The 21,347-nt window shown below is 66.4% G+C and carries 19 protein-coding genes; 10 read left to right on the top strand and 9 right to left on the bottom strand.

The window, feature by feature from the left end; all coding sequences use genetic code 11:
* Positions 1–74: 74 nt before the first annotated feature.
* The 3 genes from ACQ260_RS13315 to ACQ260_RS13305 all read right to left on the bottom strand — a co-directional run bounded on the left by ACQ260_RS13315 (position 75) and on the right by ACQ260_RS13305 (position 5,488).
* Positions 75–269, bottom strand: coding sequence for a hypothetical protein (locus ACQ260_RS13315; RefSeq protein WP_432559939.1), 195 nt, complete (start codon positions 267–269; stop codon positions 75–77).
* Positions 262–4,968, bottom strand: coding sequence for a DNA methyltransferase (locus ACQ260_RS13310; protein WP_432559938.1), 4,707 nt, complete (start codon positions 4,966–4,968; stop codon positions 262–264). Before ACQ260_RS13310 ends, ACQ260_RS13315 begins: the two co-directional genes overlap by 8 nt.
* Before the next feature lie 208 nt (positions 4,969–5,176).
* A complete protein-coding gene (locus ACQ260_RS13305) occupies positions 5,177–5,488 on the bottom strand; it encodes a helix-turn-helix domain-containing protein (RefSeq protein WP_432559937.1) in 312 nt (103 codons plus the stop codon).
* A 66-nt stretch (positions 5,489–5,554) separates the two neighbouring features.
* On the opposite strand from ACQ260_RS13305, the gene ACQ260_RS13300 reads away from it, so the two are divergent.
* On the top strand, positions 5,555–5,902 hold the full coding sequence (locus tag ACQ260_RS13300; protein WP_432559936.1) for a VOC family protein: 348 nt from the start codon (positions 5,555–5,557) through the stop codon (positions 5,900–5,902).
* A 226-nt stretch (positions 5,903–6,128) separates the two neighbouring features.
* On the opposite strand, the gene ACQ260_RS13295 is transcribed toward ACQ260_RS13300, so the two are convergent.
* The gene (locus tag ACQ260_RS13295) at positions 6,129–7,331 is read right to left on the bottom strand and encodes a Fic family protein (RefSeq protein WP_432559935.1); all 1,203 of its coding nucleotides are present in this window, start codon (positions 7,329–7,331) and stop codon (positions 6,129–6,131) included.
* A 93-nt stretch (positions 7,332–7,424) separates the two neighbouring features.
* Complete coding sequence (locus ACQ260_RS13290) at positions 7,425–10,229, bottom strand: helicase-related protein (RefSeq protein ID WP_432559934.1); 2,805 nt, start codon at positions 10,227–10,229, stop codon at positions 7,425–7,427.
* A 545-nt stretch (positions 10,230–10,774) separates the two neighbouring features.
* Between ACQ260_RS13290 and ACQ260_RS13285 the strand changes: the two genes are divergently transcribed.
* Together ACQ260_RS13285 and ACQ260_RS13280 are read left to right on the top strand one after the other, a co-directional pair.
* Entirely contained in the window at positions 10,775–11,305 is a 531-nt protein-coding gene (locus tag ACQ260_RS13285) for a hypothetical protein (RefSeq protein WP_432559933.1), read from the top strand.
* Complete coding sequence (locus tag ACQ260_RS13280; protein ID WP_432559932.1) at positions 11,302–12,210, top strand: serine hydrolase; 909 nt, start codon at positions 11,302–11,304, stop codon at positions 12,208–12,210. The genes ACQ260_RS13285 and ACQ260_RS13280 overlap by 4 nt, the downstream gene beginning before the upstream one ends.
* Here the strand turns inward: ACQ260_RS13280 and ACQ260_RS13275 are convergent.
* Positions 12,190–12,903, bottom strand: coding sequence for a M23 family metallopeptidase (locus ACQ260_RS13275; RefSeq protein ID WP_432559931.1), 714 nt, complete (start codon positions 12,901–12,903; stop codon positions 12,190–12,192). The genes ACQ260_RS13280 and ACQ260_RS13275 overlap by 21 nt on opposite strands.
* A gap of 261 nt (positions 12,904–13,164) precedes the next feature.
* On the opposite strand from ACQ260_RS13275, the gene ACQ260_RS13270 reads away from it, so the two are divergent.
* Entirely contained in the window at positions 13,165–14,145 is a 981-nt protein-coding gene (locus ACQ260_RS13270; RefSeq protein WP_432559930.1) for a hypothetical protein, read from the top strand.
* Between the two features lie 220 nt (positions 14,146–14,365).
* Here ACQ260_RS13270 and ACQ260_RS13265 read toward each other — a convergent pair whose 3' ends face one another.
* Entirely contained in the window at positions 14,366–14,779 is a 414-nt protein-coding gene (locus ACQ260_RS13265; RefSeq protein WP_432559929.1) for a PIN domain nuclease, read from the bottom strand.
* The gene (vapB, locus tag ACQ260_RS13260; protein ID WP_432559928.1) at positions 14,776–15,000 is read right to left on the bottom strand and encodes a type II toxin-antitoxin system VapB family antitoxin; all 225 of its coding nucleotides are present in this window, start codon (positions 14,998–15,000) and stop codon (positions 14,776–14,778) included. Before vapB ends, ACQ260_RS13265 begins: the two co-directional genes overlap by 4 nt.
* Positions 15,001–15,256: 256 nt before the next feature.
* Here vapB and ACQ260_RS13255 point away from each other — a divergent pair, with 256 nt between their 5' ends.
* The gene (locus ACQ260_RS13255) at positions 15,257–15,829 is read left to right on the top strand and encodes a hypothetical protein (RefSeq protein WP_432559927.1); all 573 of its coding nucleotides are present in this window, start codon (positions 15,257–15,259) and stop codon (positions 15,827–15,829) included.
* 267 nt (positions 15,830–16,096) lie between these two features.
* On the opposite strand, the gene ACQ260_RS13250 is transcribed toward ACQ260_RS13255, so the two are convergent.
* Positions 16,097–16,702, bottom strand: coding sequence for a CPBP family intramembrane glutamic endopeptidase (locus ACQ260_RS13250; protein ID WP_432559926.1), 606 nt, complete (start codon positions 16,700–16,702; stop codon positions 16,097–16,099).
* A gap of 216 nt (positions 16,703–16,918) precedes the next feature.
* Between ACQ260_RS13250 and ACQ260_RS13245 the strand changes: the two genes are divergently transcribed.
* The 5 genes from ACQ260_RS13245 to ACQ260_RS13225 all read left to right on the top strand — a co-directional run bounded on the left by ACQ260_RS13245 (position 16,919) and on the right by ACQ260_RS13225 (position 21,319).
* Positions 16,919–18,262: a malonyl-CoA decarboxylase domain-containing protein gene (locus ACQ260_RS13245; RefSeq protein ID WP_432559925.1), complete on the top strand. Its 1,344-nt coding sequence runs from the start codon at positions 16,919–16,921 to the stop codon at positions 18,260–18,262.
* Positions 18,263–18,337: 75 nt separating this feature from the next.
* Positions 18,338–18,895: a DinB family protein gene (locus ACQ260_RS13240; protein ID WP_432559924.1), complete on the top strand. Its 558-nt coding sequence runs from the start codon at positions 18,338–18,340 to the stop codon at positions 18,893–18,895.
* Between the two features lie 130 nt (positions 18,896–19,025).
* Positions 19,026–20,162 carry a thermonuclease family protein gene (locus tag ACQ260_RS13235; protein ID WP_432559923.1) on the top strand — a complete coding sequence of 379 codons (1,137 nt, stop codon included), beginning with the start codon at positions 19,026–19,028 and terminating at the stop codon, positions 20,160–20,162.
* Between the two features lie 189 nt (positions 20,163–20,351).
* Complete coding sequence (locus ACQ260_RS13230) at positions 20,352–20,789, top strand: globin domain-containing protein (protein ID WP_432559922.1); 438 nt, start codon at positions 20,352–20,354, stop codon at positions 20,787–20,789.
* A gap of 128 nt (positions 20,790–20,917) precedes the next feature.
* Positions 20,918–21,319: a hypothetical protein gene (locus tag ACQ260_RS13225; RefSeq protein ID WP_432559921.1), complete on the top strand. Its 402-nt coding sequence runs from the start codon at positions 20,918–20,920 to the stop codon at positions 21,317–21,319.
* Positions 21,320–21,347: the final 28 nt, after the last annotated feature.

Raw genomic sequence — 21,347 nt, 5'->3', positions numbered from 1 at the left:
TCCCGGTCGTACTTCTTACGCTTCTCTGGCATCTCATTCCCTATTGTCGATGCCTCCACGCTTCTGGGGAAACCTCATTTGACCACATCGATGGACTGGCCGACGTACCGCTCACCATCCGCGAAGCCGAGCACGTAGATGCCGCACCGGTTGCTTTTCTTGAAGAACAGATCAGCGATGGAAAGACGTTGACTGACATCGGTCCAGCCAGGGAATCCGAGCTCTTCGATACGAGTATCCGCGCCGACGAATGTTGCCCGGTCACTCATGTCGATCCCGCGTCGAGAGCGCGGCCAGTCGCGCTTCGAACTCTCTGTACGCGGTGCGCATATCCACTTCGCGATCGTACGCAGTCACCGGAAGCTCGTAGACGTAGGTGTTGCCCGCGGCATTCGCGTGAGTGCGGTCCTCGTTGGAAAGGAACTCGCCCTTCTTGCGCCAGGCCTGGAGGACTGGTGTCGGGACAAGACGGCCGTTGGCGTCATAGATGTACTTGTCTTTGTCGTAGCCGCGGAGCACGGCGAACTGGGTGCGGTACACCGTGCACAGCTCATCGGCTGTCACCCCCAGCATGAGCGCCACGAGTGCGTCGATCTCCACCTGCGCTTGGCGGCGGTCGATCGCTCGGCGCAGCGGCGTATTGGGGGTCCACTCAAGGCATACGTCGCTGAGTTGCAGGACCGTGTGATCGAGGATCCATGAGTCATGCGTGAACGCTGGGTTCCAGCACTCGTGCCACATCTCTGCGTACGCCTCTGTCAGGCAGTTGAGGCGAAGGGACCTAAGCAGTACGTGTGGCCAGAGCGGGTGATGGCCGGGCAACGGCAGTCGGTTGAAGGCTCCCTGGTAGACGACGGCTTTCGGTGCTGAGCGCACCACAAAGTCGGCAAGCAGCGTGGCTGCTACGGCTTGTGCCTTCATCAGGTCGACATTCGGTACCCCAGCGCCACTAACGATGCCGTGGATATGCGATGTGCCGGGCGGGATGACGGCTGGAATCAAGGTCCGTTCGCCGGTGTTCGCAGCCATCGCGCGCCAGGCAACCCGGTAATGGTCGCGGGCGGGCGTGCCGTCCCAGTGGGTGTAAGCGGCGTCGTAGATAGATCGATCGCCGGCGGGTTTGTACGCGGTGACGGGGACTGCGTCGGAGGCCAGCGTTTCCAGATCGACGTCGGACCAGTCCAGGTTGTGCTTCATCGTGGAGTTGGGAACTTTGTACGCTGGATTGTTCACGTGCAGGTGCGGGCCCTGCAGTATGACGTCGCGCCACGACTGAGGGGCCCCCCAACGCTGCTCGAAACGGCCCTTTGTTCGGTCCATCTTCTCGTGCCACCCCGAGGAGAACTGGAGTCCAAGCTGACCAAAGCGAGTGGCCTTGGCCAGCTTAGCCAGTACATCTGATACAGCGGCGTTGACTGTGTAAAGCATGCGGGTACGACGCGGTGAGAAGCCTGGCTCCTCTAGTACGTCTCGCCAGACGCCGAGCACCTCATCGTTTACGCTCACGATCCGTTGGCCATGAGGCCGGAGGTCCCAGTTGCCCTCCTCGTCCTTGAGGCCGGGTGGGGCACCTTGGCCCTCATGTTGTAGAGATCGTTCGATGGTTTCGGGATGATATAGCGCCGATGCGTTGGAGAACCTTGGAGAGCTGATTAGCCGTCCATAGACATGCACACCGAAGCTGACGTGGTGGTCAATCTCAAACAGGGTCTTCTCATTTACAAACTGCCAGTGCCGCCTGAGACGCGTGTAGGTGCTTTCTCGGAGTAGGCCCGCCTTTTCATCTGTGAAGTGAGTTTCAGGGTGAATCAGCCCGATTGTTCCTTGCACTGAGCCGTTCGCCCATGTGCGAGCCATGAAGCAGCGGTACATGTCAGGTTGCAGGCCAGTGAGCACAGGGAAGGTCACGCCGCTCCCCATGAACGCAGCGCCAGCGATCTGCTCCGCAGCTCCTTCGAGCAGAAGCTGTACGGCTTTGGGGTGGGCCAGCGTCTGCTGCCTCCTGGCCGTCCGCTGTGCCTCGCTGGGTTTGAGGGCCAGCATCCACCAGGGGTCGGTCTCAGCGAGAAGAGCGTCGGCGTCGACGATCGGGCGTACCCACGGTGGATTCCCCACCTGGAGGTCGAATCCGCCGCGACCAAAGACGGGGGCGAAGTCGAGTTCCCAGTGGAAGAAGCCTTGGCGTGCGGCGACTTCGCGTACGACACCGAGCCAGGGGTTGTCCGCCTCGACGTCGGCAATCCGCCGGGCACCGGCGAGCGTACGGTCCAGTTCCTCGTCTTCGCCGAGGGCTTCCCAGGAGGAGGAGGTGAGTACGGCTTGACCGCTCTTGGCCTTGGTGCGGTCGGCGCGAGTGGCTTGGACGGGGGTACCGAGGATGCCCTCGAGCGCGTCGAGCCATTGGTCGAAGCCCGGCGGCGCGACCGGCGTACCGAATTCTCCGTCCGGCAGAGTCAGCGGCCAGAACCACAGTGCGCACCAGGCGTCCATGACCAAGCGCAGGCGGCGGTACGCGCCATCGGGGTCGGCGAGGGATTCCTCGATCTGTTCGCGGGTGACGGTGGCTTCGAGACGGCCGCGAGCGGCCTCCTCAGCCGTCGTGGGATTGCGCCAGAGATCGATGTCGCGGGCGGATTGCTGTTCGGCGATGGTGAGGCGGCGCCAGGCGTACGTCCACAGCACCTCCACCCGCTCACTCAAGCCCTTGAGCCGCTTGATCTGCGCGGTGGTCGGGGCCTTGCGCAGGGAACGCGACCAGTCGCGGACCGCCTTCACCCGCTCGGGGACCAGCTTCCGCGCCTCGGCGGACTCTGCGGTCGAGCCCCAGCCCTCGGCGGGCAGGAGGAAGTGGTGGATGCGGCCTTCGATGCCGGAGTCACACGGGTTGCTGGAGTTGTGGGCGTCGACGAGGTTGGTGAGGGGTACGTCGGTGGGAGGCGCCTTGAGCCAGGTCTTCTTCTTGAGGTCGGTTTCGGTGTAGACCGCATGGCGCGCCCCGATCAACGAGTTGCCACGACGCAGCCGAAGCCCGAACCACGGCGCCTCCAGTCCGGCGGCCATCGTGTCCAGCCACATCGAGATCTCCGCCAGCTCCACCGCGGTCGCGTTGAGGTCCACCCCATACACCTGATGCAGCGCGATCGACGCCTTGATCCGCTGCAGGACCTGCGGGCGTACCTCCGGATCGACCTTCTCGCCGAGCTCGTCCTCGCGGCGGCGAAGGTACTGCTCAGCGAGCTGGCGTACCGCCTCGATCGCGAACGCGCCCGAGCCGAGCGCGGGCTCGCAGACCGACAACTGCAGAATCTCGGCCGCCGTGGTCGTGTGCCCGTCCTGATCCAACAGCTCCTCCAGCGCCTGGGAGACGGTGAACCTGGTGAGGACTTCGGGGGTGTAGTACGAGGCCGACTGCTGCCGCTCGCGCCCGGAGAGCCGGAACACGAACGTCCCGCGCCGATGGATGACCGGCCGCTTCTCGCCCGTCGCCTCGTCCTCGACCTTCACGAAATCGCTGTCCGCGATGTCATGCGCGCGGTCGATCGGCACGACCCACGAGCCCTTCTCGGGGTCGCCGTTCTTCGCGACCTCATAGAGATCCTCGGTCGCGAACGAGCCGGTGTAGGACATCAGGCCCTCATAGACCGCGCCCAACTGGTTGATGCCCAGCTCGACATAGGAGATGAAGCCGCGGTCCTGGCGGCGCGATTCCTTGCTGAGGAGCAGGTGGCGGAGGACCTTCTGCAGCGCCTCGTTCGACAGCCCGACCTCATCGATCCGTGCCGTCGCCTTGGGGAGGAATAGGTCCGCGCGCAGGGAGTTGAACGTGAGGCCGTCCTCGGACTTGTGGCCGCGGTCAACGAGCTTGAAGAGGACGGCGAGGGACTCATAGAAGTGCTTGCCCTCCCTGGCCTGGGGTGAGGTCAGCTCCACGAGGACGAGCTCGCGGAGGCGATCGAGGGAGTAGCCCTGGTCGTAGTCCGGCGCGCCCGTCGGCAGCACCTCCAGCTCCGGCGACGCCTCGGCGAACAGCAGGAACAGGATTCGATAGAGGAACCGCAGCGCCTCGGTCGCGAGGGGCTGGGCGTCCTCTGCAGGGAGCGAGGGGAGGTTCTCCGCCTGGCGGCGGCGTACGACATCGTTGGCGATGATCTCGATCGAGAGCCGTACGCCCTCACGCAGGTCCTTGCTCACCCCGACCGTGTGCTTGACCGAGTCCTCGAAGACCTTCTCCCACCAGATGTCGCCGTCCGGGGTCGGGGCGAGCGAGGCGGCCTCCAGGCAGGTGAGGGCCGTGTCGATCTCGCCGCCGCGCTTGGTGTCGTTGCGGTCCGCGACTGTCTGGAGGTCGATCGCGAGGCAGCGGGCTTCGGCCCAGCGGCCCTGCTCTGCGACGACGGCCCAGCGGCCCGCGAGGATGAGCGCGAACTTCGGCGCTTCGTCGGAGACGAAGAGAGCGGAGAGGAAGCGGGCGGTGGAGGTGTAGTCCGTGTCGTCGAGGGTCGTTGGGGTCGCGAGCGTGGACTCGTTCTTGGCGAAGATGTCCGTCGGGGTCTCGATCGGCTTCGCGCGGACGACCACGAACGGGGCGGGGGCGTCGATGCCGGGGGTGGCGTACCGGATGAGCGGACCGTCGTGGGTGATGGTGAGTGGAGCGGTCGTGAACCCGAGGATCGTGAGCAGCTTGTCCTGGACCGAAGCGTTGAGCTGGAGGTCCACCGGGTTCGGCTTGGGATCGTCGGCCTCGGAGGCCTCATCGGCGACGTCGTAGTCGTGCAGAGCCGCGAGATCCGAACTCAGCTGGGCGCGCTGGGCCGTGAACCGTGCGAGCGGTGACGTGGCCTTGTCTGCGTCCCATTCCTTGCGGCGGTCGAGGACGTGCTTGCGGAAGGTCTCCTTGGTCGCGTCAGACGTGAAGTAGTGCTCGGAGATCCAGTCCTCGACCACGACCAAAGCATCACTGGTAGCCATCAGTTCATTCCCCCGGACATGGACCGATCCTTCCAGATGTGGTTCTGGCGATCGACGCGACGCTCGTGTTCCCGTGTGCTCGCGGGGGTGATCGGGCGAGAAGGGGCATGTGTGCGCCGTGGGAGGTTGCGCGGAAAGGTACTCCGGACAGGCGCTCCGTTTTACGTTAAGTCATAAAGTAAAACGGTTGGCCTTGGCCAAAGCAGTCCTAACCTCGGCGCTTCCGCGCAGCTCTCAGAGCGTCGTTGACATCTGTGGCGTCATCGTGGAGCCCGCCTTCGGCCAGCGTCGGTTCCTTGATCTCCGGACGCGGGGCCAGCGCAATGTCGAGCTGCAATGCCCGCAGGATGTCAATCACCTTGCTGAGCTCGGCGGCGTGATGTCCCTGCTCGAGCCTGACCAGCCAGCGTCGCGAGACGTGGGCTGCGGCGCATAGCTCCTCTTGGGTCAGCCTCGCCTCGTTGCGAGCGTCCCGGATGGCGCGACCCAGCTCCGCGGCCGTCGCTACGCGCCTGTTCATGCCACCTCCCGCGATGTGTTCGTTCAGTCACATTACGGAATGTGTTCGATCGTGCACAATGCCAGCATGGGAATCTCCGACATCATCACCAATCTGCCCATGGCTGATCGGGACGGCTCAGACGACTTCTACGGCGACTTCCTCGGGCTGGAGGCGACGATGGACCAAGGCTGGGTGGTCCGCTATGAGTGCCCCGACTCGGGCGCACATCTGCAGATGGTCACGCGCGACGCGACCGCGCCCGAGGACTCCGTGGCCACGATCCGGGTGGCCGATGTGGACGCCGCGTATGCCGAGGCGCGCCGGCGGGGATACGAGATCGTGCATCCGCTGGTCACCGAGCCGTGGGGCGTACGCCGGTTCTTCGTCCGGGACCCCAGCGGGAACGTGCTGAACATCGCGGCGTCGCACTGAGGCCTCGTTCTCGCGTACACCCGATTTGGTGTGCGCGGCTGCTGTCGTGATGGCGGTAGCCACGACGCACGCGAACGCTGAAACACTGAGTCAATCGGCCATCCTGAAGTCACGCCCAGGACTCGCGCTCGACCTCATCAGAGCTGCCTCAGGTCATTGTTCCCGTCGGCGAAGGATGATCCGGGTGAAGCGCTCCCGCTCGGGCCCGGTGTGCGATGCGGCGGCGTCAGCCGCCGCGGAGAAGGACGTCAGTCACCTCGGGAGCATGGAACCGACGCTGATAAACGCGAGCACCAAATGGTTGGAGGATCTCGTGCCGCACCATGGAGTCGATCAACTTCTTCGCGCCCGCTGCCCCCATGGCCATCGCCTTTGCTGCTTGGGCGACGGTGAAGATCGGGTGCCCTACAGCGAAGTCGATCAACACGCGGGCGTTCGCGGTTCGAATGGTGGTGGCGCGCAAGCGATCCTTGAGGTGCGCTTGGACAGTTGCGAGGTCGAGCATCCGCTTCTGTGCAGTCTTCGCAGACTGTGCGAGACCAAGGGCAAAGAACTCGACCCAGCCTGACCAGTCACCATTGGACGACACGCTCAGCAGCGAGTCGTAGTACTCGGATCGGCGCTGTTCGAACCACGGTGAGACGGAGAGGGTTGGCTCAGCCAGCACCCCTGATGCGTACAACTGCAGGACGATCAGCAGCCGGCCGAGTCGACCATTGCCATCATGAAATGGGTGCAGTGCCTCGAACTCGTAATGCGCCATCGCCGCCGCGACCACAGGGTCAATCTGCGCGCTGTGATCCTCTTGCATCCAGTTGATGAGGTCGCCCAAGCGGGCTTCGAGATCGTGGCCAGGCGGTGGCGGAACATAGCGCGCCGCCTTGATCGGCAGCTCAGTCAACGGGACCTCGTCGCGACGCCCTATGACGACTTGGATGGGACGCACCATTCCCGAGAACTCGCGCTCTGATGAGGTTCCGTCCATGAGTTGGGCCTGTAGGTCTGCGAGCGAGGAAACTGTCCACCTGCGCCCTTCCTCAGCCCACCCGAACGCCGTCTCGGCCACGATTACATAGTTCAGGACCTCCCGCATCGAGGCGTCCTGAGGGTCCTCCGAGTCCGCCGCGAGCACGTCTGCCAATGGCTCATAGGTTCCTTCGAGTGCTGCAGTGGACTGAGCTTCCAGCCGGAGTGTCGACGTGCGGAAGAGGCTGGGATTCGGAAGTCGCTGTGCCGTGGCGTCGAGCGCTGCCAATGCGGCTCGCGCGTCCCCGACGCGTCGGTACGCCTCGCCGGTCAGCTCAGGGCTGTCATCGCCGAGCGCATGAGGGAGGAACGCGCGATGATGCCATGGGGTCCCATCCGGGCTCGTCCCAGAGATCGGTATCAAGTCACCGAAGGGCGCCTTCTGGAACAGTTCGAGATCCACAATGCAACAGTACTGGCCATTGTGGAAACTTTCATCGCTGTAATTGTTCCAGACGGTCCGTATGCCTGGTTGACGGTTGCGAGCGCCAAGCGATCACGAGGTCGCTGTGGGGACGATCAGCAGCAGCGGCCGCACGAGTCGGCGATCGGGCGCCATCTCGGCAATGAGCTCGGCTTCATCGCGTACGCCGGTTCTGCGGTTCCTGATCTCGGCGCGCTGCGCGAGATGGTCGGCCGATTCCTGCCACGCCTCGGCGCGGCGCTGCCAGCGGGCGACGCGATCCATTGTGGCCTGCTCCGCCGCTGCGAAGGTGAGGGCGAGATCGTTCTCGGCGGCCTGAACGGCCCTGGGAACGGCTGCCTGATAGCGGTCGAGGTCGGGGATCGGGCCGGGGTTGTGCTGGTCGATCGGGTGATGCTCGAGGAGCTCGCGCGGGGAGTCATAGGTGGTCGGATAGGCGTTCGTGCCCGTCCACTCGACCGCGATCCAGCTCGCGGCGACGACCTGTCCGCGGAGGTTGGTGAGGGTGCCCAGGACGACGAACGTCGGGTAGTCGACCGCACCTCGCACGGTGAAGATCTCGTTGCGGCCGAGCGACGCGAGGCTGCGGTCGGCGGCCCATTCCAGCACCGGGTGGAGTGGAGACAGATAGTGCGCCTCCGGCCACGACGAGTCGGTTTCGTCGGTCAGCGCATCGGCGAGGAGCTGCTTGCCACGCTGGGCCGTCGTCGCGAGCTTGAGCGTCTCGGTCACCTTGCGATCGCGCAGATAGCTCTGCGGGAGGACCTCCAAGCGCTGACGCAGATCGGCGGGCGGGGTGAATTCCACCGTGCCGTGGTGGGCATGCTCGCGCCAGTTCACGCCGTTGGCGCTGGTCGGGGCCTCGGGAGTGCCGAAGACCTCATAGAGGGCATCGCGCAGAAAATCGAGGTCCGGATAGGTGGGTTTGTTGGGGGTCGTCGCCGCGCGAGGCGCCTGCTCCTTGACGTTCTCCCAGCCCGCCAGGAAAGCCCCGATGAAATCGGTCTCAACCACCTGCTTAGGGCTGCGTACGACCTCATCCAAATCCCGTTTCCCGGCCAACACCTCGCGAATCGCGTTCTCCTCCGCCGTCACCGAATAGGCGCCCATCAGGGAGGCGGCGTCGCCGAGTGCGCGATGGGCTTCGGCTTCCTTTTCCATGAGGCGGGTGAGCACGCGGACGTCACCCGAAAAGCGCCGCGAACTCGGATTGAGCAGCAGCGTGGTGATGCGCGGGGAATGAAGCTGGCCGTACCGGTCAATTCGGCCATTGCGCTGTTCGATCCGGATCAGCGACCACGGGATATCGAAATGGATCAGCTCGTGGCATTGCCGATGAAGGTTCACGCCTTCGGACGCGACATCGCCGGTCACCAGGACTCGGATCGGAGAGGTTGCCTGCTTGAACGATTCAACGATGCGCTGCTGTTCCTCATCGGATAGACCGCCGTGAAGAATCTCGACATCCTCGGGCTTGAGTTTGAGGTCTTTGCAGAGCTTGTCCTGGAGCCAGTGCAGCGTCGCTACCCGCTCGGCGAAGACGACTGCGCGGTTGGACTTCTTGACGTCGATCTCGGTCAGGAGTTTCAGCAGCTCCGCGTACTTCGCCGACGACGCGAACGAGGCGTCGTTGAGCTTGTCGAGGCGCTGGAGTGCCTCGATCTCGCGCTCGTCGGTGCTGGACTTGAGGCGGGCTCTGATGGTGTCGCGGAGGGCGGCGGGGGAGGAGAGGTACGCCTTCGCGAGCGTCCACGGGAAGAGCCGCGTTTGGGTGGGGGCCTTCGAGACGCTCGTTCCTCGCTCCTCAGCCGGCAATGACGGGTGAAGCCAGATCTCGTCGAGCTCGGTGGCGACCGCGTCCTCGGCGGGGGAGGCGTCGACGAGCAGATTGTTCGGCTCGGCGCGCTCGGCCCACTGAGCGCCGACGATGCCGGCGACCTCGTCGGAGTGGCGGTGCCGGCGGACGACCAGGCGCTTGGCCTCGGCCTCGATCAGCTCGTTGCTGGGGGTGACCGCGGTCGGCTCGAGCAGGCGTACCAGCTCCGCGAACGACTCCGCCCGCCCGTTGTGCGGGGTGGCCGAGGCGAGGATCAGCGCGTCGGTGTTGGGGGCGAGGATGCGGGCGAGCCGGTTGTTCTGGGTTTCCGTATTGGTGACGTTGTGCGACTCGTCGATGACCACGGCGTCCCAGCGGTGGCGGCCGAGATCGCGGACGAACCGGTCCTGCTTGAGCGTGTCCATGGAGATGATCACGCGCTTGAAGAACGTGAAGGGGTTGCGGGTGGCGGGGAGGACTTGTTTCACGCGCTGTACGCCGACCGAGTCCAGCCGGACGAACGGCAGAGCGAAGCGCGTCCACATCTCGTGCTGCATCTGCTCCAGCACGTGGCGGGGGCAGACGATGAGGATGCGCTCACCGCGACCACGGCGGACGAGCTCGGCGAGGATCATCCCGATCTCCAGCGTCTTGCCCAGGCCGACCGCGTCCGCGAGCAGAATGCGGGGGCGCAGGAGGTCGGGGTTGAGCGCTTTCGTGACGGCCGAGTGCTGATAGGGCAGCGGGTCAGCCAGTGCTTGGGTGGACACGGACAGGGATTGGTCGCTTACGGGCAGAGGAGTCTTCCGGACCGTCGCCTCGAGCCAGAGTTTCGCGCGCCGATAGCCGGGGGAGTCGTCAGCGCGGAGTCGGGCCTGAGTCGGGTCGAGGGCTGTGATGGTGTCCAGCGACTCATAGAACGCCGCGTTCGTGCCGCGGACGAGTTCGGACAGGCCCTGGACGTGGAGGAGTTGGCCGTCGTCCTTCGCCTCGACGGACGTGACCAGCCACTCCTCGTCGCGGACGACCACCACGGATCCCGGCGCGACTGTCAGGGTCATGGCGGCTCCTCAACTGCTGGTGGGTGCGTTTGACCCTAGCGAGTCGTCGTTCGGGCGTACGTCCGATGTCGCGGTCAGTGCCGATTCAGGCGGGGCTCGGAATGATCTGAGGCCAAGCGTGATGCGTCCTAGGATGCTGATTCAGGCATGACAATGTGTGCCATCCGCCGGGGGAGGGTGAGATGAGGGCTGACATGCAGTGCGCCCGTTGCCAGCAACCCTTGCGAGAAGGGCCTCGTTGCGTGCGGTGTGGGTACGTCAATGGGCCGCAACACCCGGGACCCGATCGGGCTAATCCCGGCGGTGTGGGTGGCCCGCCACCGGGACAGGGGCAGCCACCCGGCGGGCAGTGGGCCCCTCAAGCCCAATGGGGAAACCCTCCGCCCGCGCAGCCGCCCTGGGGTGCCCCGCAGCATCCGACGATGACGGGGTCGCCCTCCGGTTTCCCGCCTTCCAGGCAGGTCCCCCCTGGTCAGCCGCTTCCTCCGGATCCTCCTCGCCCCAGTCGCAAGAAGGGCGCCACGATTGCCGCTGCTGCCGTAATCGTGGTCGGATCCCTGATTGCCGCAATCTTCGCGTTCACCCTGCGCGACAGCGACGAGGCTGTTTTGACGACGACCGTCCCGACCCCGTCGGACGCAACAACTCCTGCCATCGTCGAAGCGGCTCCGGAACCCACCCCGAGCCCCGAGCCATCGCCGACCAAACGGGAGCGCACGGGCCGGGAGGAACCCACGCGTACGCCGGAGTCTCCGGTCGTCCAGACTTCGTCGAGCGGGAGTGCCTGCAGTGCGGGTTCTGCGGTGTCAGCGTGGGGTTCATATCCGGTGGCCACGTGTCGGACGTGGAAGCCCTCCACGGGATTGCTGACCCAGGCCCCGTTGAGGACGGGGACGCTCACGGTGACGTGTCAGGCTGACCTGCAGGAACCGAATCCCGTCTATACCGCAGGGCAGACGAATACTTGGTGGTTCCGGGCGACGGCCGACGACGGAACCTGGGACTGGTTCCCCGAAACAGCGCTGGCGCAGGGTGCCACCAACCAGCCCGTGAATGGGATCGCACTGTGCCAGTGAACCGACCTCTGCTGGGCGCTCTGGTCGGCGTCGTGCTCCTGTCGAGCAGTTGTGGGGTGCCGGTCGACCGTGTGCCGCCGTCCGCTCCAGCGGCTGCGGAGCGTACGCCCGAATCATCCGCCGTCACGCCCCCGCCCGCTCAGCCGTCGCCGCTGCGTACTCCGACCGCGACCCCCAGCCCATCGCAGAGCCCGAAGCCACCGCCGAGCCTCATCGGAGACAATTTGAACGCGTGGGCCTTCGCGCCATTGGATGCCCCGGAGCGTCTGGTGGTGGAGGGCAGCGTCCCGAGCCAACGGGCATGGTCCACGTCGAAACTGCTGGTCGTCGCCGCCTTTCTCGACGAAGCCTGCGATGGCGACCCGCGGAATGCGTCGGCCGCCCAACAGCGAGAGATGTCGCGGTCGCTCTCGGAGTCCGACATGACGTCGGTGGTTGCGCTGGCGAATGCGATCCCGAGCGGCAAGCAGGCGGGGATGACGAAGGTGCTGCGTTCCATCGGGGACGATGAGACGACAGTCCCGAGCCGCTTGGAGGGCACGATGACCTGGCGCGTCGAACGGCAGGTCGAGTTTCTCGTCGCCCTCCACGAGGGGCGGGTGGTGTCACCGGAGAGCAGTCAGTACATCCTCGACCACATGCAGCCGATCACATCCCAGAGCTGGGGGCTGGGTGCCGCCGGTTCGAGTGCTTACAAGGGTGGCTGGCTGCGGGCCAACACCGAGACCCGTCAGATGGGGATCGTTGATGGGTACGCCGTTGCGCTCATCACCAGCGGGGTTGGTCCCGCCGAGGTGCAGAGCGACGGCGACTCCGCTCACGTCGACCAGATGAACAAGCTCGCAACCCAGCTCAGGGCCCGCCTGTCCCACGAGGCGGCAGCCTCAGAGGTGCACGCCGCGTGATTCGAGCCAGCGCGACGGGTCGCTGGTGGTATAGGGATCGGACGTGGCCGCGCCGTCGGGATAGAACTCGAAGTGCAGGTGAGCGCCGAACGTGCGCCCGGTCATCCCGACATAGCCGATGAGGTCGCCCGCCTCGACGGTGTCGCCGGGTTTGACCGTCAGCGAGTCGAGGTGTGCATAGAGGCTGGAGCCGTCGTCGTGCTTGATGACAGCGTGTACGCCGGCCCAGCCGCCGGCCTTCGATTCCTCGACGACGCCGTGGGCCGCGGCATGGACAGGAGTGCCGACGGGGGCCTGGAGGTCCACGCCCGTGTGATAGCGCGACCAGGCGCCGACAGCGCCCCAGCCGCTGCCGAGGGTGTAGTGCTCGTGGGCCACGGGCGCAGCCGCGCGATGGGCGGCTTCCTCCTGCTGACGCTTCAGGTCCTCGGCCGCCTGGTGGCGCAGCAGGGTGTCCTCGATTTCGGGGGCCAGGTTGACGGTCGGGAGAGAATAGACGTCCGCCTGGTTGGCAGCGGTCGCATTGGCCATCTCTGCGCCAAGGGCCGGTGCGGGGGCGACGACGGAGGCCGTGGCGAGCGCCGCTGAGGCGATCACAGAGGCGAGTCCACCGGCGACGAGTCGCCTCGGGCTCCGGCCGCCATCGCGCTGGGCGCGAGGGGTTTCGGGCTTGTGGATCGGACTTTGTGACACGACAAAACTCCCTGGATGTGATGGCTTCGTTGGCGAAAGCTGCGAGGAGGTCGGCAATCCGTGCCACTGCCCTCGCGGAGCCCCAAGAAACTTTTGGGGCTGCTTTCTAACGATTCAACATTCGCATGTCCAAAACATGACTTCACGTCTTGTTCCGTGGTATAGCACTCCACCCAGGGTGGCTGGTGTGTCACTCAGGGTTGGTCATAGCGACGCTTGAGGCGCGCGCGGCCCTGCCGCCCGTGACCTAGCGTGGGGCTCGTGCGTCTAGAAGCGTTGATCGAACATGCGGTCGCTCGCTATGACCGGGGCGTGGTGGAGTTCCGCGAGACGATGGGGCTGGTCAGCATCCTGCGGGGTTGGCCCGCTGCGCGTGCCCGGGTCGTGCTCCAGCGCTTGACGCGCAAGTCCGACGCCGACGGCGCACTCCTCATCTCCCCCGTCCCCCTCGATCGTTATCCCGACATGCGGGTCGTCACTGCCGTCACTCGCACCGGTTGGACGCATACCTGGATGGCCATTCGTGCGCCCGCCGTGGGATTGCGACCCTGGGATGACCGGCTCACCGAACTGCTCGCCGATGTGGGGCTGACACCGCATCCGGTGCTCGATCTCGCAGCGGTGGAGCGTTTCATCACCGGCAGCGGGCACGTGCACACACCCCACCCCTGGGAGGACATTGTGGGATATGCGGTGGCGGCGGGGATGGCGGACTACGCGCAGCAGATCGGACTTCTCGCCGCTGACTTGGCTGCCTTGGCCGAGAGTGGGCAGGCCGCCCAAGCGTCCGATGAAGCGGTCATGGAGGCACTGCGCGCTGCGGATCTCATGTGCGCGGGCTTCGTGGTGCAGCATCTCGCCCGGTGCGCGGAGGCGCTCAAGGTGCCGCGTATCGTGGTCGAGCAGCCCTTGCCAAAGGAGCCGGGTCAGGTGTGGGCGCTCCTGCGCGACGCAGCCACCCTCTTGAGTGACTTGCCCTGGGACTTCCTGGATGCTCCGCTGCTGGCGCAGAACTTGGACCTGCCTGCGGAGATCAACCCCGAGTGGTGGGGGCCGCAAGCGCTCATGGGGATGAAGCTCCTGTCCACCCCGCTTCTCGTCGAGAGCCTCCTGAAGTTGCAGGAACTCAGCTCGGTCCTGGCGAACATTGCCGTCGACCGAATCCGAACTCTCATCCCCGACGTCGCCGCGTACCTGCGTGTCCTGGGAGACCCGAGCGCAGATCACCATGAGCGGCCATGACGTCGCGACGATCTGCCAATTCGGTCTGGTCGGCGGACAAGGCAGGCCAAGCAGGGAGTCTGCTTCGGGAAACCGGCTGCGTACCGCGTGCCGTTGCGAAATTCGCCGTCCGACTGAGCACGCGCCGACGTCGATCGGTTCTGTGGCGACGAACTCCAGGGATTCCTCGAGCACCCTGCCGTGCTGCTGCGTGATAACAGCTCCCAGCAGGCGCGCGAGGTCAGAAGACACCTGTGAGCCGCTCCTCGGCCTGCCCGGTGAGGGAGGCAATCAGTTCGAAGTCCTTGTCCACGTGCAAGATCGCGAGGCCCAGGAACTCGGCTGTCGCGGCTATCACGAGATCGGGAATGCCGGGCGCTCGGTGTTGGCCGCGAGCCAGCAGGAGTTGCTGCACTTCGAGCGCGCGATCCTCCATCGCCGGCGTGAGATATTCCACCATGAGCAACGCGAGCGGTGGCGACTCGAGTGCGTCGGCCCAGGTTTGGCTGTTGGTGGCGGAGAAGCCCAGCTCCAGCAACGTCAGGTTGGACACGTGCACGAGGCCTCGGTTGATCCGGGTGAGCCACAGCTCGAAATCGGGCGACCGGCCCAGGCGTGCGTAGGCTGACTTGTCGATCAGCCATCCTGAGGTCATGACCAGGCCTGGCGCGCGACCTCATCGGAGTCGATGTCAGGCACTGCATCAAGGGATTGCCGGTAGTTCTCAGCCGTCGCAGCGCCGACCGTCCGGTGCCGGGCAATCCGGTGCATCTCCCTTCTGAGGAAGGCGTTTCGGGACAGCCCGAGCCGAGCAGCCTCTGCGTCGATCTTGCGCAGATCATCCTCGGGGACATCGCGAATCAGCACGTCGGTCATGCCAACCTCCTAACGTTATCAGCCATGATATCGCTTCTCCGCCTTGAGGATTGAGGCCGCGTGCCCCGGTCAACACCTCGCGAATCGCGCGCTGCGGATATCCGGCCCCGACGACGCCGTCGACAATCCGGAAACCGAGCAGGCTGTACGCCTGGCCGAGCATCGCCACTGTGTTCAGCCGGGAGAGATCGGGCGCCATCATGGACAGCAGGGTAATAGAAAGGTTACCTTCCTAATATCGAGGAAGGAGGTCGTCATGGTCCGTGCTGTCACACCCGCCCGCATCGCGGCAGGCGCGCTGGCCGGGTTCGCGTGGGCGGGCGCGTTCCGGGACTGGATGGTCCACCTGGCGGGCGACGCGTCGGTCACCACCTGGCAGACGCCGGTCTTCGTCCTGGCGCCGGGCGCGGCGATCGGCGGCTTGCTCGGCTACGCATCCGGGCTGCGCCGGGCCGGCCGGCCGGTGCCGCGGGCTCTCGTCGCTGCGCCGCTCATCTTCGGCGTCGCCCTGTTCTATCCGCCGAATCTGCTCCGCGTGTTCCGGACCGGCGAGGGCACCGGCGCGCTCGGCATCGCCCTCGTCGCCATGGCCGGGGCCTACGCCCTCGCCGGGCGTGGGCGTCCCGCCGCCCGCGTGGCGACAGGCGTCCTCGCGGTGGCCGGCGTCGTGGGTACCGCCTTCACCCCCGCCGGCGTCAACCCCGACCTCGGCCTCGGCTCGCCGGAAGGGCTGTGGGTGGCCCTTCAAGGATCCGCTCTCGTCGCCCTCTTCGCGATCGCGGCGACCGCCCCGTACGGTCGCCGAACCGCATCCGGGGCCCAGCTATAGAGCGCTTCGTGACCCTGATCGTCGCGTGGCCACGCTTAGCGGTTGCACGTCGATCATGCGACCAAGACTTGGCGTCCCTGCTGACCCGAGCTGGTTCACGGGCACCGTGTCACAAACCGCTCTGTCGCGGGGGTCCATCGATGTGGGTGTCGTGGACCCCTCGGAGAATGCGGTTTCTAACCGCCGGGCCGACAATGTCGGGGAACTCGGGTCGGTCGATGAAGTCCGAGACGCCGGACCTGTGCAACCCGTCCGGCGATGCCCCGGTCAGACCATGCCCACGAGCACCAGGGCGGCGCCGAAGACGTTCGCGAGCGCGTGGAGCGCATAGGACGGCCACAGCGACCCGCCGGCCAGGTGTTCGTTGATCCAGCCGGCGATGAAGCCGATGGCGCCCGAGAACACGGCGAGGATGAGGCCCAGCCCGAAGCTCATGCCCTGGAGGACGAACGGCACCATGTGGATGAGGCCGAAGAGCGTGGCCTGAACGATGTTGCCGGCTGTGATCCCGAACCGGGCGCCGACGCGCTTCAGCAGGAAACCGCGGAAGACGCACTCCTCGATGAAGGACGTTTGATAGAGGGCGCTGAGCAGCATGGGGGCGAGCGCGGCCCAGCCCATTCCGGAATAGATCGAGTTGCCGGTACGCCCGGCGAGGGCCGGGACCAGCAGCAGGCTCAACGCGCAGAAGGCGACGAGCGTGCCGGCGGTTGCCGCAATGAGCAGGCGGGGTCGATCGGTCCTGATCCGCGTCCACCCGAGCCATCGGAAGAACCCCTTCCGCTTGCGTGCGGTCACGAGCCACCAGATGAACGGAATGGTCATGAACAGAACGGTCTGGATGAGTGCCGAAATGGCCTGATTGAGAAACACGGCTGCTGCCCTTCGCCCTGCCTGCCACGGAATGCCGTGGCCTGATTTTCTTGTCACTCCCACCCTCGCTCGCTTCACAGCCCCGGCCATCGGCCGACCTGATCGACCTCGGGTACGACGAAAGTCGCAGCGCGAACAGGCGCGGTCCGCCCTTCGTCGGCACACACCGATCGCCATGTGTCAGGGTGGGATGCGACGGCGATCAGGGGAGGAGCGATGGCCAAGCGGACCCGACCGTTTCTCACCGACCTCATCCGCGCGCTGACGGGTGAGCGCCGCAGCAAGGAACGGGACGCCGACAGCCCCGAGGCCGTCGCGCAGGCGCTGGCCCGACCGCCGCTCGAACGGCTCCTCGCGGCGTGCGATGTCCTCATGGGCCACCTAGGCGAAGCGGCCCTTCTGGCGGTGGCCGAAACCGCCGTGGAGGCGTACTCCGAACTTCCCCCCACCGACAAACCCATCTTCTTCGCCCATCTCCGCGACCGGTTCGGCGCGGAGCCGGAGCCGATCGAGCGGGCTTACGCAGCGTGGGCGGACCAGCCGGATGCCGCCCGGCTCGCGACGCTGTTCCAGGCCGCCGAGCCCCGCCGCCAGAAGCTGCTCCGCCGGCTGAACATGGCGCCCAACGCGACCCTTGCGCTCGTTCACATGCGGGCCGACTTGCTGCGGGCCGCCAAGTCCGACCCGGATCTCGCGGCGATCGACGCCGACTTCGCCCACCTGTTCCGCGCCTGGTTCAACCGCGGGTTCCTGGAGATGCGGCGCATCGACTGGGATACCCCGGCGTCGATCCTGGAGAAGATCCTCGACTATGAATCCGTGCATCCCATGGTCGGCTGGGACGAGCTGCGCCGCCGGCTCGACCCGGTCGACCGGCGCTGCTATGCGTTCTTCCACCCCACGACCGGCAATGAACCGCTGATCTTCGTCGAGGTCGCGCTCACCCGCGGCATCCCCGAATCGATCGCCCCGCTGCTGCTGCCCGGCGACCCGGTCGACCCGGAGGACGCCGACACGGCCGTGTTCTATTCGATCAACAACTCCCTCGCCGGCCTGCGCGGCATCTCCTTCGGCAGCTTCCTGATCAAGCACGTGGCGGCCGCGCTCGCCGCGGACCTGCCGGGCCTGCGTACCTTCGTCACCCTCTCGCCCGTCCCCGGTTTCGCCCGGTGGCTCGCCGCCGAGGCCGAGCACGACGAGCGCGCCCGCGAGCTCGCTGAGCGGCTGGGGGAGGCGGGGTGGCGTGCGGAGGAGGGTACGCGGGAGTCCCTGCGCGCGGACGTTCTCGCGGCGGCTGCGGCCTACATCCTCCGGGCCAAGGCCGACTCGGGGGAGCCGCTCGATCCGGTCGCCCGCTTCCACCTCGGCAACGGCGCCTCGGCCTGGCAGCTGAACTGGCCGGCGGACCTGTCCGAGGACGCGCTGCGACGCGCTCACGGCGTGATGATCAACTACCGCTACGACCCGACGCTGATCGAGGACCAGCACGAGGCGTATGTCCGCGACAACACCATCGCCCACAGCGACGCCTTGGAGGCACTCCGGCGCGCCGGGCGATGAAGCCAGCGTCTGCGGACAGGAGCTGTCCGCCTTGAGCTCTAGCGTTGATGTCACCAGCCGCTCAAGGAGGACGCAATGACCGAACGCGACGAACTCATCGAGACCCTGGCCCGCCATCGGGGCTTCCTGCTGCACACCGCCGCGGGGCTCACCGAGGAGCAGGCGCGGACCGCCAGCACGGTGAGCGCCCTGACCATCGCCGGGTTGCTCAAGCATGTCGCCGACACGGAGGAGGGGTGGATGCAGTTCGCGATCCACGGCAGTGAGTCGTTCGGTGGTGGCGGTGTGTACGAGTCGGACGTCGACTGGGAGGCCGTCGACGCGGCTGCTGCCGACAACAACGGTGACTGGGGCTCGAGCGAATGGGAGGACACGCGCTTCGTCCTCAGCGACGACGAGACCCTCGACGTGCTTCGCGCCCGCATCCACACCGTTGCCGCTGCCACCGAGCAGATCCTGCGCGAGGCCGACCTGGACCACTCGACGCCGCTGCCGGAAGCACCCTGGTTCGAGCCGGGGACCAGTTGGTCCGTGCGCCGGGTGGCGCTGCACATGATCGCCGAGATCTCGCAGCACGCCGGCCACGCCGACATCATCCGGGAAGCCATCGACGGGCAGCGCACGATGGGCTGAGCGCATTGGCGGCCGCGCGGGGCCGGCGCGGTTGATCAGGAGTCGGACGCCCGAGACGTGGGCGCGGGCGCTCCACGGAGTGCCGATCCGGGAACATGACGCCAGTTCACCGTCTCCTGGAGGTTTTTCCGTGCGCCCTCGATTTGCCCTCGCCGTCGGTGGGGTTTCGATTGCCTTGGTCGCTGCTGGCGTTTCCGCCATGGCCCTAGCCCGGCCCACCGTCGTCGTTGACCGGGTGGTCGATGGCGACACGATCAATGTGCGGATCGGCGACAAGACGGACACGGTGCGCCTGCTGAACATTGATGCGCCGGAGACCAAACATCCGGGCAAGGAAGTCGAGTGCCTTGGGCCGGAGGCCTCGGCCTTTCTGACCAATCGCTTGCCTGCCGGGACGGTCATCAAACTCGAATACGACGAGGAGCGCCGCGACAAGCATGGACGGTTGCTCGCCGGCGTCTTCGAGTCGGACAGTTTGATCAATGCCGAGATCGCCGCGGCCGGCCTTGGCGCGCCCGTCGTCTTCGAGCCGAACCGGCGCTTCTATCCGGAAGTTCGTGCTGCCTCGGAGGATGCACAGCGAAACCAAGTCGGGGCTTATGCGCCGAACGAAGAATGTGCGCTGCCCGTGCAGGTCGCAGCACTCGTGGCCGCGACGGCCGCGCAGCCGGCGGCCGCGCAACCCAGCACCCCTGCTGAGGTCGATGCCGAGATAGCCGAGCTGCAGGAACACCTTGACGTGGCCTCGGTGCTGCTGACGCGCCTGAACGCGGTGGATACACCGGAGGATCCGTCGGTTCTCGCGTTCTATTCGCCGACACACCTCGACCGGCTGCGCAGCGATGTGCGCGACGTGGACACCCGGGTGCGCACCCAGCGGACAGCATTGAAAAAGCACCGGAAGGACCTGGTCGAGGCGGAGCGGTTGGCTCGCGAGGAGGAGGAGCGCAGGGCTCGGGAAGAGGCCGAGCGGCGGGCTGCCGAAGAGGCGGCTCGTGAGCAGGCCGAACGTGAGGCCGCCGAGCGCGCGGCAACGACCAGGTCGCGAGCCACCTCCGCCCCCGTCAGCGGCAACACCCGCACCAACGCACCGGCGCCCCGGACCCAACGGACGGCGCCAGCGACGCAGCCGCGCCGAACGAGCGCGCCCACCACCGCCCCGCGCCCGACCAGTGCGCAGACGACCCAGTCGGAGTCCGGCAGTTATCCCGGATACAACGGTCCGCGGTGCTATGCACCGGGTGGCAAGACCTGGCGTCCCTGCTGACCCCAGGCTGGTTCACGGGCACCGTGTCACAAACCGCTCTGCCGCGGGGGTCCGTCGACGTGGTTGTCGTGGACCGGCCGGAGAATGCGGTTTCTGACAGCCTGGCCGACTATGTCCGGGAATTCGGATCTGTCAGGTTCTGCCCGATCGTTCAAGACAAAGCCTGACCAAGCGCGACAGGCTGGGACCATGACGAAATCCACCACGCTGTTCGAGGGCCTGGGCGGGGAGTCGGGAATTCGACGGCTCGCCGAGGCGTGGCACGCCCGGTGCCTGGCTGATCCGATCGTCGCGCACGCGTTCTCGCACGGCTTCCATCCCGAGCACACGGCGCGGTTGGCGGCCTATTGGACCGAGGCGCTGGGCGGTCCGGCGCGCTATTCCGGCGTGCTGGGCACGGAAACCGAGGTCGTCCGGATGCATTCGGGCAATGGTGACGCGGCGGAGATGTATGCAGCCGGCGCCGCGTGCTTCGCCGCAGCCCTGGCGGACGTGGGAGTGACCGACGGGCCGTTGCGGGACCGCACGCTGGCGTGGTGGGCGGACGCCACTGAGCGGATGGATGGATATCCCGAGAACCGCGACGATGTGCCCCCGGGCCTCACGATCCCGAGGTGGAACGGATAGCTCGCGGGTCCCGATTGATCCACCTTGACCCGGGGAGGCGGCCATACAGAAGCTTCATGATGCGGCTCGTTGTTCCTTCATCCGCGCGCGATGGAATGAAGTCATCGAACACAAGAGAGGAGCAGATCATGAAAAAGACACTCGGAGCCGGGCTCGGATTGCTCACCGCCGCCGTGATTGCCTTCGGAGCACCTGCTGCCTTCGCGACTCCCGATCCCGGTCCCGTTGCGCCGGCACCCGCGGTCACCTGTGATGGCACCGGGCCCGCGCGTGACGGCACCGGCCCACGCGCTGACGGCACCTGCGACGGCACTCGACCGATGGACGGCACGGGCCTGCGGCACCGCCATGGCCAGACCGACAACGCCGACGACCAGCAGCAGCCTCGTGCCGATGGCGCCGGCGAGGGGCAGCGCAGGGCCGATGGCAGCGCCCAGGGTCAGCGCAAGGCCGACGGCACGGGCAACGGCCTGCGCGACGGCACCGGCCCGCGCGCTCAGCGCACTCCGGCCGACTGCCCGAACGCCTAACCTGCCACGCATGCAAGGGCGGGACCCA

The sequence above is a fragment of the Ammonicoccus luteus genome (assembly GCF_050880385.1).
GTDB lineage: Bacteria > Actinomycetota > Actinomycetes > Propionibacteriales > Propionibacteriaceae > Enemella.
Note: the sequence above shows the minus strand (reverse complement) of the source record. Positions and strands in the feature narration are given on the sequence as shown.